General features: G+C 66.9%; 16 protein-coding genes. 6 read left to right on the forward strand and 10 right to left on the reverse strand.

Annotation, left to right across the window (positions count from 1 at the left end):
* Positions 1–25: 25 nt before the first annotated feature.
* The 3 genes from LGM56_RS30315 to LGM56_RS30325 form a co-directional block, all read right to left on the reverse strand.
* Entirely contained in the window at positions 26–781 is a 756-nt protein-coding gene (locus tag LGM56_RS30315) for an ABC transporter ATP-binding protein (protein WP_089493805.1), read from the reverse strand.
* The gene (locus LGM56_RS30320) at positions 778–1,557 is read right to left on the reverse strand and encodes an ABC transporter ATP-binding protein (protein WP_021160426.1); all 780 of its coding nucleotides are present in this window, start codon (positions 1,555–1,557) and stop codon (positions 778–780) included. The genes LGM56_RS30315 and LGM56_RS30320 overlap by 4 nt, the downstream gene beginning before the upstream one ends.
* A 468-nt stretch (positions 1,558–2,025) precedes the next feature.
* The gene (locus LGM56_RS30325; RefSeq protein ID WP_226207603.1) at positions 2,026–3,711 is read right to left on the reverse strand and encodes a GMC family oxidoreductase; all 1,686 of its coding nucleotides are present in this window, start codon (positions 3,709–3,711) and stop codon (positions 2,026–2,028) included.
* A gap of 169 nt (positions 3,712–3,880) precedes the next feature.
* Here LGM56_RS30325 and LGM56_RS30330 point away from each other — a divergent pair, with 169 nt between their 5' ends.
* Together LGM56_RS30330 and LGM56_RS30335 are read left to right on the forward strand one after the other, a co-directional pair.
* Entirely contained in the window at positions 3,881–4,780 is a 900-nt protein-coding gene (locus LGM56_RS30330; RefSeq protein WP_089424136.1) for a LysR family transcriptional regulator, read from the forward strand.
* Between the two features lie 229 nt (positions 4,781–5,009).
* The gene (locus tag LGM56_RS30335; RefSeq protein WP_069246759.1) at positions 5,010–5,543 is read left to right on the forward strand and encodes a class IV adenylate cyclase; all 534 of its coding nucleotides are present in this window, start codon (positions 5,010–5,012) and stop codon (positions 5,541–5,543) included.
* Between the two features lie 66 nt (positions 5,544–5,609).
* Here the strand turns inward: LGM56_RS30335 and LGM56_RS30340 are convergent, their stop codons facing one another.
* On the reverse strand, positions 5,610–6,095 hold the full coding sequence (locus tag LGM56_RS30340) for an Lrp/AsnC family transcriptional regulator (RefSeq protein ID WP_006408082.1): 486 nt from the start codon (positions 6,093–6,095) through the stop codon (positions 5,610–5,612).
* 139 nt (positions 6,096–6,234) lie between these two features.
* Here LGM56_RS30340 and phhA point away from each other — a divergent pair, with 139 nt between their 5' ends.
* On the forward strand, positions 6,235–7,128 hold the full coding sequence (phhA, locus tag LGM56_RS30345) for a phenylalanine 4-monooxygenase (RefSeq protein WP_226207604.1): 894 nt from the start codon (positions 6,235–6,237) through the stop codon (positions 7,126–7,128).
* Positions 7,129–7,261: 133 nt separating this feature from the next.
* Positions 7,262–7,570, forward strand: coding sequence for a 4a-hydroxytetrahydrobiopterin dehydratase (locus tag LGM56_RS30350; protein WP_011350499.1), 309 nt, complete (start codon positions 7,262–7,264; stop codon positions 7,568–7,570).
* A gap of 92 nt (positions 7,571–7,662) precedes the next feature.
* On the opposite strand, the gene LGM56_RS30355 is transcribed toward LGM56_RS30350, so the two are convergent.
* Complete coding sequence (locus LGM56_RS30355) at positions 7,663–7,893, reverse strand: DUF3717 domain-containing protein (RefSeq protein WP_089438903.1); 231 nt, start codon at positions 7,891–7,893, stop codon at positions 7,663–7,665.
* A gap of 122 nt (positions 7,894–8,015) precedes the next feature.
* Between LGM56_RS30355 and LGM56_RS30360 the strand changes: the two genes are divergently transcribed.
* Both LGM56_RS30360 and LGM56_RS30365 read left to right on the forward strand, forming a co-directional pair.
* Positions 8,016–8,708, forward strand: coding sequence for a response regulator transcription factor (locus LGM56_RS30360; protein ID WP_006401494.1), 693 nt, complete (start codon positions 8,016–8,018; stop codon positions 8,706–8,708).
* A gap of 118 nt (positions 8,709–8,826) precedes the next feature.
* Positions 8,827–10,311, forward strand: coding sequence for a sensor histidine kinase (locus tag LGM56_RS30365; protein ID WP_089424135.1), 1,485 nt, complete (start codon positions 8,827–8,829; stop codon positions 10,309–10,311).
* Between the two features lie 135 nt (positions 10,312–10,446).
* Here the strand turns inward: LGM56_RS30365 and LGM56_RS30370 are convergent, their stop codons facing one another.
* The 5 genes from LGM56_RS30370 to LGM56_RS30390 form a co-directional block, all read right to left on the reverse strand.
* Entirely contained in the window at positions 10,447–10,977 is a 531-nt protein-coding gene (locus tag LGM56_RS30370) for an SET domain-containing protein (protein WP_089424134.1), read from the reverse strand.
* A gap of 180 nt (positions 10,978–11,157) precedes the next feature.
* Entirely contained in the window at positions 11,158–12,270 is a 1,113-nt protein-coding gene (locus LGM56_RS30375) for an NADH:flavin oxidoreductase/NADH oxidase (protein WP_089493803.1), read from the reverse strand.
* 215 nt (positions 12,271–12,485) lie between these two features.
* Complete coding sequence (locus tag LGM56_RS30380; RefSeq protein WP_089493937.1) at positions 12,486–13,196, reverse strand: glutamine amidotransferase; 711 nt, start codon at positions 13,194–13,196, stop codon at positions 12,486–12,488.
* 28 nt (positions 13,197–13,224) lie between these two features.
* Entirely contained in the window at positions 13,225–13,863 is a 639-nt protein-coding gene (locus LGM56_RS30385) for a MarR family winged helix-turn-helix transcriptional regulator (RefSeq protein WP_226207605.1), read from the reverse strand.
* Positions 13,864–14,371: 508 nt separating this feature from the next.
* Positions 14,372–15,487 carry a YbdK family carboxylate-amine ligase gene (locus LGM56_RS30390; RefSeq protein ID WP_006490006.1) on the reverse strand — a complete coding sequence of 372 codons (1,116 nt, stop codon included), beginning with the start codon at positions 15,485–15,487 and terminating at the stop codon, positions 14,372–14,374.
* Positions 15,488–15,489 lie beyond the last annotated feature (2 nt).

Genomic DNA, 15,489 nt, shown 5'->3' on the forward strand with positions numbered 1-15,489 from the left:
TAGCGGCAAGGGAAACGGGGCGGCGTCACACCCCCAGCAGGTCGTGCAGGGTCGGCATCTTGCTTTCCAGTTCGGCCGCCTGGAAATGCTCGACGATGCTGCCGTGCTCCATCACGTAGAAGCGGTCGGCGAGCGGCGCGGCGAAGCGGAAATTCTGTTCGACCATCACGATCGTGTAGCCGCGCGCCTTCAGCGCGACGATCATCCGCGCGAGCGCCTGCACGATCACCGGTGCCAGGCCTTCGGAGATCTCGTCGAGCAGCAGCAGGTTCGCGCCGGTGCGCAGGATCCGCGCGACCGCGAGCATCTGCTGCTCGCCGCCCGACAGCCGCGTGCCCTGGCTCTGCCGGCGCGACGCGAGATTCGGGAACATCGCGTAGATCTCGTCGATCGGCATCGCGTGCTCGCGCGGCCCGATCAGCGGCGGCAGCATCAGGTTCTCCTCGCACGACAGGCTCGAGAAGATCCCGCGCTCCTCCGGGCAGTAGCCGATGCCGTAATGCGCGATGCGGTGCGTCGGGAGGCCGATCGTCTCGTTGCCCGCGACCTTGATCGACCCGCTGCGGCGGCCCGTGAGACCCATGATCGCGCGCAGCGTCGTCGTGCGGCCCGCGCCGTTGCGGCCGAGCAGCGTGACGACTTCACCGCGGTGCACCGTCAGGTCGACACCGTGCAATATGTGGGATTCCCCGTACCAGGCCTCCAGGCCCGTGATCTCCAGCGCGGGCGTACCGCTTTCGACGCCGCTCAATTCGCGTTCCTCCCGTTCGCTGTGCTTCATGCGTGCGCCCCCGCGAGCGCCGCGTCGGCACTGCCCATGTAGGCCTCGATGACGAGCGGATTCTTCGACACTTCCGCATACGAGCCTTCGGCCAGCACCTCGCCGCGTTGCAGGACGGTGATCGTGTCGGAGATGCCCGCGATCACGTTCATGTTGTGCTCGACCATCAGGATCGTGCGGCCGCTCGCGACCTTCTTGATCAGCGCGGTCACGCGATCGACGTCCTCGTGGCCCATCCCCTGCGTGGGCTCGTCGAGCAGCATCAGTTCGGGCTCCATCGCGAGCGTGGTCGCGATCTCCAGCGCGCGCTTGCGGCCATACGCGAGCTCGACGGTCGGCACCTGCGCGAAATCGGTGAGGCCGACCTGCGTGAGCAGGTCCATCGCGCGATCGTCGAGCCGCTTCAGCGTGCGTTCGCTGCGCCAGAAATGGAATTCGGTGCCGAGCGCGCGCTGCAGGCCAATGCGCACGTTCTGCAGCGCGGTCAGGTGCGGGAACACCGCCGAGATCTGGAACGAGCGGATGATGCCGCGCCGCGCGACCTGCGCAGGCCGCTCGTCGGTGATGTCGATGCCATTGAAGACGATCTGGCCGGCCGTCGGCGTCAGGAATTTGGTGAGGAGGTTGAAGCAGGTGGTCTTGCCCGCGCCGTTCGGTCCGATCAGCGCATGGATCGCACCGCGACGCACACGCAGGTTCACGCCGTTGACGGCCGTGAAACCCCTGAATTCCTTGGTCAGTCCGCGTGTTTCCAGAATCGTGTCGCCGAGAATCATGTTCCCTTCCGTACGAAGTCAGGCGAAGCACCGGGAAGATTCGCGAGAAGCGTCCGCGAAACAGGTCAGCGGATGAGCGGGCTGCCCCGGGCGCCGTGTTACGCCTCGAGGGTGGTCTCCCGCGCCGACGCGTATGCACACTGCGCCACATTGTCTCGCCGTTGGTGCAGTGCAATCATCGGGATTTGCACTTATAGGGCTGACGCCCTGTCGCACGCGGCTGTGCACGGTTTTGCACGCCGTTTTTTTGACACGTGCATCATCGACCGTTGCCCTCCTCCCGGCCCCGGCAGGCACGCAACAAAAAGGCCGTGCGACGGCACGGCTTGCATGGATCTTGCCGGATGAACCGGCGTGATTCGCTGCTATCGCCACCATCGGCACCGCTGCTGCAACAGCAGCTTGTTTCGCAGATCGAATCAGCGGGCGTCATCATGACGGCCCGCTGTCGTGCGTGTCAGCGTTCCGTCACGCGGCTGTCACCGCCTGCTCCGTGTGCACCGGTGTCGCTTCGCGCGCCGCACGGCGATCGGCACGAATCATGTCGCTCGCACGCTCGGCGATCATCAGCGTCGGCGAATTGGTGTTGCCCGATGTAATGAACGGCATCACCGATGCATCGACGATTCGCAGCCCGGCGATGCCGCGTACGCGCAGCCGGCTATCGACCACCGCGCGCTCATCGTCGGCACGCCCCATCCGGCAGGTGCCGACCGGATGGAAGATCGTCGTGCCGACGGCGCCGGCCGCCTCGATCAGCTCGGCTTCGCTTCGATACTGCAGGCCCGGCAGGATTTCCTCGGGCCGATAGCGCGCGAGCGCCGGCGCGGACGCGATCCGGCGCGTGAGCCGCAGCGCGTTCGCGGCGACGTGGCGATCGTGATCGGTCGACAGATAGTTCGGTGCGATCGCGGGCGCCGCGCCCGGATCGGCGCTCGCGATATGCACGCTGCCGCGCGACGTCGGCCGCAGATGGCACACGGACGCCGTAAACGCGTTGAAGCTGTGCAGCGGCTCGCCGAAGCGCTCGAGCGACAACGGCTGCACGTGGTATTCGAGATCGGGGCGCGTGAGCGCGGGATCGTCGGGATCGGATTTTGCGAATGCGCCGAGCTGCGACGGCGCCATCGACATCGGCCCGCGCTGCAGCAACGCATATTCGGCGCCGATCATCAGCTTGCCCCACCAGTGCGCGGACAGCGTGTTGAGCGTGCGCACGCCTTCGACGCGAAACGCCATCCGCAATTGCAGATGATCCTGCAGGTTTTCGCCAACGCCCGGCAGATCGTGCACGACGTCGATGCCGAGCGCCTGCAGCCGCCGGCCATCGCCGACACCCGACAGTTCGAGCAACTGCGGCGAATTCACCGCGCCGGACGTCAGCAGCACCTCCGAACGCGCCCGCGCGACGTAATCGGTGCCGCCGCCGTGGTATTCGACGCCGACCGCGCGCCGCCCGTCGAAGATCACGCGCTGCGCCTGCGCGCCGGTGATCACGGTCAGGTTCGGGCGCGCCATCGCGGGCCGCAGGAACGCCTTCGACGTATTCCAGCGCACGCCGCGCTTCTGGTTCACCTCGAAATAGCCGACCCCGGCATTGTCGCCGCGGTTGAAATCGTCGGTTGCCGGGATGCCTGTCTGCTGCGCGGCCTGCGCGAACGATTCGAGGATCTCCCAGCGCAGCCGCTGCTTCTCGACACGCCAGTAGCCGCCCGCGCCGTGCGCGTCGCTCGCGCCCGCATGGTGATCCTCGCTGCGCTTGAAGATCGGCAGCACGCTGTCCCACGACCAGCCGGCGTCGCCGGTTTCCTGCGCCCAGCTGTCGTAATCCTCGCGCTGGCCGCGCATGTAGATCATCCCGTTGATCGACGAGCAGCCGCCGAGCACCCGGCCGCGCGGATACGACAACGCTCGCCCGTTGAGCGCGGCTTCGGGTTGTGTCTTGTACAGCCAGTCGGTGCGCGGATTGCCGATGCAATACAGATAGCCGACCGGGATGTGGATCCAGTGATAGTCGTCCTTGCCGCCCGCTTCGAGCAGCAGCACGTGGATATCGGGATCCTCGGTCAGGCGGTTCGCGAGCACGCAGCCCGCGGTGCCCGCGCCGACGATCACGTAATCGAATTCGCCTTCTAGCGTGCGTTGGGTAGTCACGGTTTGTCTCCTGTCACGCGGGGCAACGCCGCGCGTCATTTTCAGCATAGTGCGCCGCGAGCCGCGCTTGCGGCCTCGCGCCACGACCGATGAAGCGTACTCCGGCCGCCGGCCGCCGATCCAATGAGTTATGCTGAACTGCGTTATAAGCTGCGCTCATATCACGACGATGGATCTCACCCTGCTCCGCGCGTTCGCGACGGTCGCGCGCGAAGGCAACCTGACGCGCGCCGCCGCGCAGCTGCACCTGACGCAGCCGGCGGTCAGCCTGCAGATCAAGCATCTGCAGGAAACGCTCGGCGTCACGTTGTTCACGCGCACGTCGCGCGGCCTCGCGCTCACGCGCGACGGCCAGACGCTGCTGCCGCATGCGGAACGCGCGCTCGCCGCGGCCGCCGACGTGCAGCGCGCCGCTGCTGCGCTGCGGCACGAGGTACGCGGCCGGCTGCGGATCGGCACGATCCTCGACCCGGGCTTCCTGCGGCTCGGCGGCTTCCTGCGCGCGCTCGTCGAAACCCATCCGCAGATCGAGACGGCGCTGCGGCACGGGATGTCGGGCTGGGTGATCGAACAGGTGCGCACGCAGGCGCTCGACGTCGGCTACTACATCGGCCGGCCGGGCGAGGACGATCCGCTCGACGGCGCGCTGTTCCACACGGTCACGCTCACGCATTTCCAGTACCGCGTGCTTGCGCCGGCCGGCTGGAAGGAGCGCGTGCAGCGCGCACACGACTGGCGCGCGCTCGCCACGCTGCCGTGGATCTGGACGCCACCGGCGTCCGCGCACCACCGGCTGCTGTCGCGGCGCTTCGCGGAGGCCGGCGCGCAACCGCTCAAGGTGGCCGAGGTCGACCAGGAGCAGTCGATGCTCGACCTCGTCAAATCGGGGATCGGATTGACGCTCGCGCGCGACTCGACCGCGCTGGCCGAAGCGCACGCGCATGCGCTGACGATCGTCGAGCCCGTGACGGTGCCCACCGAACTGACGTTCGTGACGCTCGCCGAGCGGCGCGACGAACCGGCGATCGCGGCCGCGCTGCGGCTGATCGAAGCGCAGTGGGCGATATGAGTGCCGCTGATAGCGCTGGGGCTGACCGCACACCGGGCGTCAACGCCTGACACGTCGTCGGTCGGCGACCGTGCGGGCCCTCACGCGCGCGGGAATGGGGAAATCACGGGAGCCGAACCTCCCGGCCGCGGCGTGTCGCCGCGTCCCGCCGGTCGTCACGCCACCTTCGCGGGCTTTTTGCTAGATTGTGCGTTCGCACACCGCGAGACCCCGATTGAAGGAGACCCGCATGGCCCGCAACATCGAGATCAAAGCCCGCGCCCGCGAATTCGACCAGCTGCGCGAACAGGCGGCCAGGCTCGCGACCGAAGCGCCGCTGTTCTATCGCCAGCAGGATTTCTTCTATGACGTGCCGCGCGGCCGGCTCAAGCTGCGCCGCTTCGAGGATGGCACGCCGGCCGAACTGATCTTCTACCAGCGCGACGACCGCGACGGCCCGAAGGCGTCGTACTACACGCGCAGCCCGGTGACGAACCCCGACGCGATGCACGCGCTGCTCGCCACCGCGCTGACCACGCGCGGCATCGTGACGAAGGAGCGGCACGTGTACCTCGCGGGCCGCACGCGCATCCACCTCGACCGCGTCGACGGCCTCGGCGATTTCATCGAACTGGAAGTCGTGCTCGGCCCCGATGACGACGAAGCCGGTGGCGAAGCAGAAGCGCACGACGTGTTCGCGAAGCTCGGCGTCTCGCAGGATGACCTCGTCGCCGTTGCGTACGTCGACCTGCTGAACGCCGACACGCCGCACGAAGCGGCCTGATCCGGCCCTGCCCCAAGGCGGCGCAACCCGCGCCGCCCTCAACCCTGCCGCCGCGCGGTGGCCGCGTCAGGCGGCGCCGGGCGCCAGGTGCGCGAGCGGCAGCGCGCCGTTTCGCTTGAAGGTCGTCAGCACGATGTTCGAGCGCACGCTGTCGACACCCGGCACGCGCATCAGCTTCTTCATCACGAACTGCGACAGCGCGTTCAGGTCGGGCGCGACGATCCGCAGCAGATAGTCGGCATCGCCCACCACCGCATGGCATTCGAGTACCTCGGGCAGCACGTCGATCTGCTGCTGGAACTGCTCGATGATCGAGTCGCCGTGGTGCTTGAGCTTGAGGCTCGTGAACGCGGTGACGCCGAGCCCGAGCTTTTCCGGGCGCAACATCACGCGGTAGCCTTCGATCACGCCGGCCGCCTCGAGCCGCTGCAGCCGCCGGCCGATCTGCGACGGCGACAGCGGCACTTCCTCGCCGAGCTGCTGATGCGTCGCGCGGCCGAAGCGCTGCAGCACGTCCAGCAGCGCGAGATCGAAGTGATCGAGTTCCAGCATGAGCATTCTCCGCATTGATTCGTGATTTGATGCGCGATTATCGCATCATCGAGCAAATCAACGCCAACTATGCGCCCATTCCGCGCGCAGCCCGCTCTACACTTGCATGGTTCCCAACCGCCACGTGCAGAGCCAGATCATGTCCACCGTCGTCACCGCGAAACTGCAAGAGCAGTTCGATGCGGGCCTCGAAACCCGCGCCGATTTCACCATCGACCAGCCGCTCGCGCGTTACGGCCAGGTCGACCACGCGGTGTGGAAGCAGCTCTATGCACGCCAGTCGGCGCTGCTGCGCGGGCGCGCCTGCGACGCGTTCGTCGCGGGGCTCGGGAAGATCGACCTGCCGGCCGATCGCGTGCCGTCGTTCGCCGACGTGAACCGCCAGTTGAAGCCGGCAACGGGCTGGGAGATCGTCGCGGTGCCGGGCCTCGTGCCCGACCGCGTGTTCTTCGAGCATCTCGCGAACCGGCGCTTCCCCGTCACCTGGTGGATGCGCCGTCCCGACCAGCTCGACTACCTGCAGGAACCCGACTGCTTCCACGACCTGTTCGGCCACGTGCCGCTGCTGATCGATCCGGTGTTCGCCGACTACATGCAGGCGTACGGCCGCACCGCGCTCGCGGTCGCCGACGATGAAGCGGCGCTGGCGCGCCTCGCGCGGCTCTACTGGTATACGGTGGAATTCGGGCTGATCCGCGATGCGCGCGGCACGAACGGGCTGTCGATCTATGGCGCCGGGATCGTGTCGAGCAAGGGCGAAAGCCTGTACAGCCTCGAAAGCGTGGCGCCGAACCGGCTCGGCTTCGACCTCGAGCGCGTGATGCGCACGAAGTACCGGATCGACACGTTCCAGAAGACCTACTTCGTGATCGACGATTTCGCGCAGCTGTTCGCGCTCGCCGACGTCGACGGCCGTGCGCTGGCCGACCGGCTGGCAGCGCTGCCCGAGTTCGCGGCCGGCGCGGTGCTCGATACCGATCGCGTGCTGCATCGCGGCACGGGCGACGGCTGGCCCGACGACGCGGACGCGTGACGCTCGAGGGGGCCGGGACGCACCGCTAGCGGTCTCCCGATGGCCGTCCCACAACTATGAAACAATGACCGATGCCGGCTGCGCCGCGCGGCGCAGCCGCGCGCGGGCGCCGTTACCGACCGAGAGGTGCAAGATGATCCACAAGCTCACATCAGAAGAACGCAAGACCCGGCTCGAAGGCCTGCCGCTCTGGACGGCCGTCCCGGGCCGCGATGCAATCCAGCGCAGCCTGCGCTTCGCCGATTTCAACGAAGCATTCGGCTTCATGACGCGCGTTGCGATCAAGGCGCAGGAAATGAACCACCATCCGGAATGGTTCAACGTGTACAACCGCGTCGACATCACGCTGTCGACCCACGATGCCGACGGCCTGACCGAACGCGACATCGAACTGGCGCTGTTCATCGACCGTGCCGGCGCGCACGCGCAACCGGCCGCCTGAGGCCTTCCTCTACCGCCGCGCGTCTTTCGATGCGCGGCGCGTCAACTTTTCATTTCGATGAACGTTTTCTAGGATGTAGTCAGCGAAAGCCTTCAGCTTTCCAAGCCATCCTTAAGGCGCACGTAAGTCTCGTACGCATTCCGTGCCTTGGGGTCCAATCCTTCCAGTTGTAGCGCGCTTTGGCGCTGTACAATCAGCAACGCATACGGCTTGGAAAGCGCGCTGGCCTCTTCGCAGAGTTTGAGTTCGTCGCCGCTCGACGGCGAGCGGGCGCGCCAGAAATTGATCGCGGCTTCTAGGTCGTTGATCGAAATATCGGACATGTTTGGATTTAAACGTTCGCTGGCCGCCATGCTTGATGTCAGGTGTTGCGGCGCCCCTGTGGAAACGGCGTCGTGCTGTCCGCGTGCCTGAACCGCCAACCCATTGTACTTGAGCGAACTTCATGCGACTCCTTCTGATCGAAGACGACCGCCCCATCGCACGCGGTATCCAGAGCAGCCTCGAGCAGGCTGGCTTCACCGTCGACATGGTGCATGACGGCATCTTTGCCGAACAGGCGCTGGCACAGAACCGCCACGAACTCGTGATCCTCGACCTCGGCCTGCCGGGCATCGACGGGATGACGCTGCTCACGCGCTTTCGCCAGACCAACCGCCACACGCCCGTCATCGTGCTGACCGCACGCGACGAGCTGAACGACCGGATCCAGGGCCTGAACTCCGGCGCCGACGACTACATGCTCAAGCCGTTCGAACCGGCCGAGCTCGAAGCGCGCATCCGTGCGGTGATGCGCCGCAGCGGCCCGCACAGCGACATGCCGCGTCCGGAAGTGTCGCTCGGTGGCGTCCGCCTGTCGGGTGTCGACCGTCGCATCTTCAACGACGACAAGCCGCTCGAACTGTCGCCGCGTGAATTCGCGGTGCTCGAGATGCTGCTGCTGCGTCACGGCCGCGTGGTCAGCAAGGCGCAGCTGCAGGATCACCTCACGCACTTCGGCGGCGATCTCGGCGACACCGCGATCGAAGTCTACGTCCACCGCGTGCGCAAGAAACTCGAGCAGTGCCGTGTCGAAATCGTCACGGTGCGCGGCTTCGGCTACCTGCTGCAGGAAATCCGCCAGACGGCGAGCGTCTGAGCAGCACCGCACGCCGGGCGGCCGCGTGCCGCCCGCGTGTGCGCGCTGCTCCGCGTCGCCGCCCGGCGCACGACCGCGCCGCTCCCCGTGAGCGGCGCTTATCCATTTGCCCGTCGAAATGTCTCCTGATCCGGCTGTGACCACCAGCCTGCGCCGCTCGCTGCTACGGCGCCTCGCCGCCCCGCTGTCGATGCTCGCGCTGATGAGCGGCCTGATCGCCTACTGGCTCGCGTGGCAATACACGCAGCACGTGATCGACCGCTCGCTCGCCGATCTCGCGACCGCCATCTCCAAACAGATCCAGATCGCCGGCCCCGACGCGCCATTCACGGTGCCGCCGCTCGCGCAGGCGATGTTCTCCGATCCCGCCGAAGCGCTGATCTACCGGATCAGCGACGGCGAACAGGAACTCGCCGGCGATCCCAAGCTGCCGCTGCAGGGGATCAACGTGCGTCGCATGCACCACGCGTACGTGTTCGAGGCCGAATACGACAACCGCGCGGTGCGGGTGGCGCAGGTGCGCGTCGACGACGTCGAAGGCGGCAAGCCGATGGTCGTCGAGGTCGCGCAGCCGGTGCGGCACCGCTACCGGATCGCGGCCGAATTCCTCGTCGCGATCATGATGCCGCTGCTGCTGCTGCTGCTCGCGGGCTGGGGCATCGTGTGGCGCGTCGTCAACCAGCAGCTCGGCCCGCTCACGCACCTGGCCGACTCGCTGAACCGGCAGACCCACACGTCGCTGGAACCGGTCGACGAAACCGAGGTGCCGCTGGAAATCCGGCCGCTGACGAGCGCGATGAACGCGCTGCTCGGCCGCCTGAAGACCGCGCTCGACGCGCAGCGCAAGTTCATCGCCGATGCCGCGCACCAGTTGCGCACGCCGCTCACCGCCGTGAAGCTGCACGCGGAGCAGGCAGCCGTCGCGCGCGACCCGCACCAGACCTTCGCCGCGGTGCGCGAACTGCGCGCCGCCGCCGACCGCGCGGTGCGGCTGTCCAACCAGTTGCTGTCGCTCGCCCGTGCGGAGCCAGGCGAACAGGCCGCACGATTCGTCGACGTCGACCTCGCGGCGATGGCGTTCGAGACGGGTGCCGAGTGGGTGCCGCGCGCACTTGCGTCGCATGTCGACCTCGGCTTCCAGCGCACCGACGATCCGGGTGACGACGAGAAGCTGGTCGTGCGCGGCAACCCGGTGCTGTTGCGCGAGGTGATCGCGAACCTGCTCGACAATGCGCTGAAGTACGTGCCGCTCGCGCGGCCGGACGGCGCACGGATCACGGTGAACGTCGCGCGTGGCGCACTCGAGGACGGTCAGCCGGCCGCCGAGATCGTCGTCGAGGACAACGGCCCCGGCGTGCCCGCCAACCAGCAGGCCGACCTGTTCAAGCGCTTCTTCCGCGGCGACGCGCAAAGCGGCAACGGTGTCGAGACGGGCGCCGGGCTCGGCCTCGCGATCGTGCACGACATCATCGCGATGCACGGCGGCACCGTCTCATACGAGGATGCATCGGAAGGCGGCTCGCGCTTCGTAGTGAGGGTGCCGCTGGTTGCGCACACCGAGAAGCCGGCCAGCGAAACACCGGCCGCCGCGTCGACGCACTGAGGAACTGAGAGACTCGCGGCGGGCGGCCGCTGATTGGGCCGCGCGCCGGATGAGGAAGGCGGAAAGCACGGCTGCACGATGCGGCAGCCATCCGCCGAAACGGCAGCGGCAGCGCACGATGCGCCGCCGCCTGCATCACTTCTTGCTTTTCTTGTCCTTCGATCGGGACTCGGACTTGCCGTCCTTCTTGTCCTTCTTCTTTTTCTTCTTGCCGCCCTCGTCGGACGTCGCGAGCAGCGTGCCGCGGCACGACGCCGCGCCGCAATGGCACGCGTACTCGCGCTTGAGCGTCTTCGTCAGCTTCGCGTCGATCACGAGGCCGTAGTCGTAGAACAATTCCTCTTCCGGCCCGATGTCGCGCAGCGCGTGGATGTACACGCGGCCTTTGACTTCCTCGGCTTCGCAGTTCGGCGCGCACGAGTGGTTGATCCAGCGCGCGCTGTTGCCGTCGATCTTGCCGTCGATCACCCCGCCCTCGTCCAGTGCGAAGTAAAACGTATGGTTCGGTTCGCTCGGGTCGTGCGGGTGGCGGCGCAGCGCTTCCTTCCACGAAATTCGCTCGCCCTTGTATTCCACTACGCGCTCGCCGGCCTTGATCGGCGCCACGGCGAACACGCCCTTGCCGTGTACTCCCGAGCGGCGCACCGCGATCCTGCGTGAACTCATCGAACGAATCCTTGTGAAGACGACTTGAATGGAAGACGGCCGTGGTCACGGCCTGGCGTCGCGCAAAACGAAAACGCGGCACCGGTGGGTGCCGCGTCGGGGCATGCGGCGAATCACCCGCATCCTACACGTTCACGATTGCTTCGTTCAACATCACACGCAATATTGCGCGCGCGGCGCTCAACGCTGGCCGAATGCGATGTCGCCGAACAACGCCTTGTGCTCGCGCGGCTGCGAGCGCCAGTATTGCGGCGGCGCCGTCACCTGCGCGCCGAGCTCGGCCGCCGCATGCCACGGCCAGCGCGGGTCGTACAGCATCGCACGCGCCATCGCGACGAAATCGGCATCGCCGGCCTCGATGAGCCGGTTCGCATGCGCGGGCTCGTTGATCAGGCCGACGGCGATCGTCGGCATGCCGACCGCGCGCTTCACCGCCTGCGCGAACGGCACCTGGTAGCCGGGCGACAGCGGAATCTTCTGCAGCGGCGACACGCCGCCGGACGACACGTCGATCCAGTCGCAGCCGCGGCGCTTCAGTTCGTGCGCGAACGCGATCGTATCGTCGAGCTCCCAGCCGCCTTCGACCCAGTCGGTCGCGGACACGCGCACACCGACCGGCCGGTCTTCCGGAAACGCCGCGCGCACGATCTCGAAGATCTCGAGCGGAAAGCGCATGCGGTTTTCGAGCGAGCCGCCGTATTCGTCGGTGCGCTGGTTCGCGAGCGGCGACAGGAACTGGTGCAGCAGGTAGCCGTGGGCCGCGTGCACCTCGATCGCGTCGATGCCGAGCCGTGCGGCCCGCTTCGCCGACGCCGCGAACGCTTCGCGGATCCGGTTCAGGCCCGCGGCATCGAGTGCGAGCGGCGGCGTCTCGCCATCCTTGTGCGGCACGGCAGACGGCGCATGCGGCAACCAGCCGCCGTCGGCGACGGACACGAGCTGACCGCCCTGCCACGGCACGTTGCTCGACGCCTTGCGCCCCGCATGCGACAACTGCATCGCGATACGGACCGGCGAATGCTTGCGGATCGCGGCCAGCACGGGCTTCAACGCGGCTTCGGTCGCGTCGTCCCAGAGGCCGAGGTCGCCATGCGTGATGCGCCCGTCGGGTTCCACCGCGGTCGCCTCGATGCAGAGCAGCCCCGCGCCCGACAGCGCGAGATGGCCGAGGTGAATCATGTGCCAGTCGGTCGCTTCACCGCGTTCGGCCGAATACTGGCACATCGGGGAGATCACGATCCGGTTCGGAAGGGTCACGCCGCGCAGCGTGAACGGGGAAAACAGCGCAGTCATGGAAGCCGCTCGCCAGGAAGGGAAAGAGCGAACGAGCGTAGCACGCAGGCGGCAAGCGTGCAGACGGCGCGTTCGACAGTAAGCGGATGGTCAGGTACGGCGCGCGGCAGGTTGCCGGCAATGGAGAAAAGGCGGCGCATACGGCGAGGCGCCGGCCTGCAACACATGCGGGCCGGGCATCCTCTTCGCGGCAAGCGGCGGCGCCGCTGGCGGCGTCATAGTCCGACGCTGTCGAGCCACTCCGCGAACATGCGTCGCGCGGCCGCCTCGAGCGCGGGGCCGTGTTGAGCGGTATCGGCGCGCAACTGGCGCGCGTCGATACCGGGCGTCGCCGCGATTTCGCCGGCGTTCGCGATCAGCCACGGTTCGAAACGGTCGGCGCGGATTTCCGGATGGCATTGCAGCGCCAGCACGTGCCGGCCCCATGCGAATGCCTGGTGACGGCAGGCCGGGGTCGAGGCAAGATGAATCGCCCCGCCCGGCAAGTCGAACGTGTCGCCATGCCAGTGCAGCATCGACGTCGCCGCGCCATCGAGATGGCGCAGCGGCGACGCGCGACCGGCATCGGTGAGCGTCAGCGGCGTCCAGCCGAGTTCGTGCTGGGCTGCCGGATAGACGCGCGCACCGAGCGCCCGGGCGATGAACTGCGAACCGAGACAGATCCCGAGGATCGGCAACCCGGCATCGATGCGCTTGCGCACGAGCGCCGCGAGCGGCGCGATCGTCGGATACTGCGCATCGTCGTACACGCTGAGCGGCCCGCCGAGCACGACGAGCAGCGACGGCTCGAGCACGTCGAGCACCTCGACCCGCGACGACCCGACGTCGACGTAGCGCACCCGCCGGCCCCGTTCGCCGAGCACCTGCTCGAAGCTCCCGAGATCCTCGAAATGCACGTGGCGGATCGCCACGACTTCAGCGTTCATCATCGGCCTCCCGGTCGATCGACGGACGTCAGCCGGCGAAAATCTTCCAGGTCTTCTTCTGCGTTGCCGCGTCGGCCTCTTCCTGCACCGAGCAGTCGAGACGCAGATCGCTGTCGGACATCGAGATGTCGAGCGCCGCGCAGTGATGCACGGTCTTCTTCGACGGCTTGCCCGGCTGGAAGTGAGCGCACGTCAGGCACATGCGCTGCGGCGGCGTCGCACCGGCCACCTGCAGTTCGCGCAGCGTCTTCAGCAGTGCGCGATACAGTGCGCCCTGCTCGTCCGCGCCGAGCTTGCCGACCGCTTTCGTCAGGAATTCAGGCCATTGCAGCGCCTTCTTCGCGGCCGTCCGGCCACGGGCCGACAGGCGCACGGCCAGTGCGCGGCCGTCGTCCAGCGCACGGCGCTTCTCGACGAGACCCTTCGTTTCGAGCGTGCTCACCGCATCGCTCGTGGTCGCCGCGGTCAGCTGCGTCTCGCGCGCGATCTCGCCGAGCCGCATTGGGCCCTTGCGCTGCAGCAGCAGCACGAGAATCTCGCCCTGCGTCGGCGTGAGGCCTGCGCCTTCCGCCCAATCCCATGCCTGGCTTCGCATGGCCGTACTCAACCGCAGCAGGCTGTGGGTCACACGTCCCGAAGCCTGATTCCCGTAAACGCCTTCGCTCATAGTCTTTTCGCTTTGCCGCCGCCCGGTTTGCCGAGCGGCCGTAGTGTGGAGATCGAATGTCTATCTCAAAACAGACATGCTCTTGCGAGTATGTCAGCACGGCCGTCGCGAGGGCACACGCGGCGGTCGCGTTCGCGGCGACCGGTAAGACACTCGACGTTCCGGTGTCCGCAAAGCCGACATTCTAAGCGAGAGCGGAAAATCGCACAGCTAAGTTATCCCCTTCATTCTGTGGAAAATCACTGGATAACCAAGATTTTTCGTTGTGCCAGCAATGTCGAACGACCGCCAAGCGGTGCGCCGGGGCATTTTCCTGTTCGGATCGGCCATCGGGTCAACCGCAATGATCCACCGGGTTATCCCGTGAACAGATCGTTGACTTTGCAGCGGAATATCAGGTTATCCACAGATTTTCAGGACAACCGGCAACGATTTCGGCGGCAATCGGGGCCGCCGGCCGTTCAGTGAATCGCGACTCGGTCGACCCCGTAATCTGCAAAACATTTTTTCACTCGCGCCAACGTAAGCACTGCTGGCGGACCGTCTCATTGAGCGATTTTTCCTGTTTGAAAACGGTTCTCAACCACGATGCGTCGTTCACGCGCGCCTTCGCGAGCGCGCCGATCTCGTCGAGCGCCGCGCGCGAACCGAGCGCGGCCGCATGCGGCGCGATCCGGTCGAGCGTGTCGAGGATGTCTTCGGCGATCGTGCGGCGCTCACCCGTCTGAGGATTCACGCAGGTGCCCTCGAGCCCGAAGCGGCACGCCTCGAAACGGTTGAACGTGTACACGAGGTAGTCGTCCTCGGACAGCTTCAGCGGCCGGTCGGTCAGCAGGTAGCGCGCGAGCGTCTGGATGTAGCAGGCGATCGCCGCCGCGCGGTCGACCGACAGCGGCGTGTCCATCACGCGCACCTCGATCGTCCCGTAGCCGGGCTTCGGCCGGATGTCCCAGTAGAAGTCCTTCATCGAGTTGACGACGCCGGTGTTCACCATCTTCGTGAAGTACTCCTCGAAGCTGTCCCAGGTCAGCACGAACGGCGCGCGGCCCGACAGCGGGAACGCGAACACCGAATTCAGGCGTGCCGAATGGAAGCCGGTGTCGACGTTCTGCACGAACGGCGACGACGCGGACAGCGCGATGAAGTGCGGAATGAAGCGCGACATCGAGTGCAGCAGGAACAGCGCGCTGTCGGGATCGGGGCAGCCGATGTGCACGTGCTGGCCGAACACGGTGAACTGCTTGGCGAGATAGCCGTACAGCTCGGAGATGTACTGGAAGCGCGGCGCATCGTAGATCTGCCGGTCGCTCCATTGCTGGAACGCATGCGTGCCGCCGCCGGCCAGCCCGACGTTGAGCTGGTCGGCCGCCTTCACGAGCACGTCGCGGATCGCATGCAGCTCGCTCACCGCCTGCTCGTGCGAATGGCAGATGCCGGTCGACAGCTCGATCATGCTCTCGGTGATTTCCGGCGTGATGTTGCCCGGGAAGGTCTCGCCCTGGATCAGGCGCATCAGGTCGGAGGCCGCTTTGGTCAGGTCGTAGTTGTGCGTGTTGACGACCTGGATCTCCAGTTCGACGCCGAACGTAAACGGCTCGGAATTGACGAAGGTTTCGAGTGCCATGG

This window comes from Burkholderia sp. AU38729, assembly GCF_020419725.1.
In the GTDB taxonomy this organism is placed as follows: Bacteria; Pseudomonadota; Gammaproteobacteria; order Burkholderiales; family Burkholderiaceae; genus Burkholderia.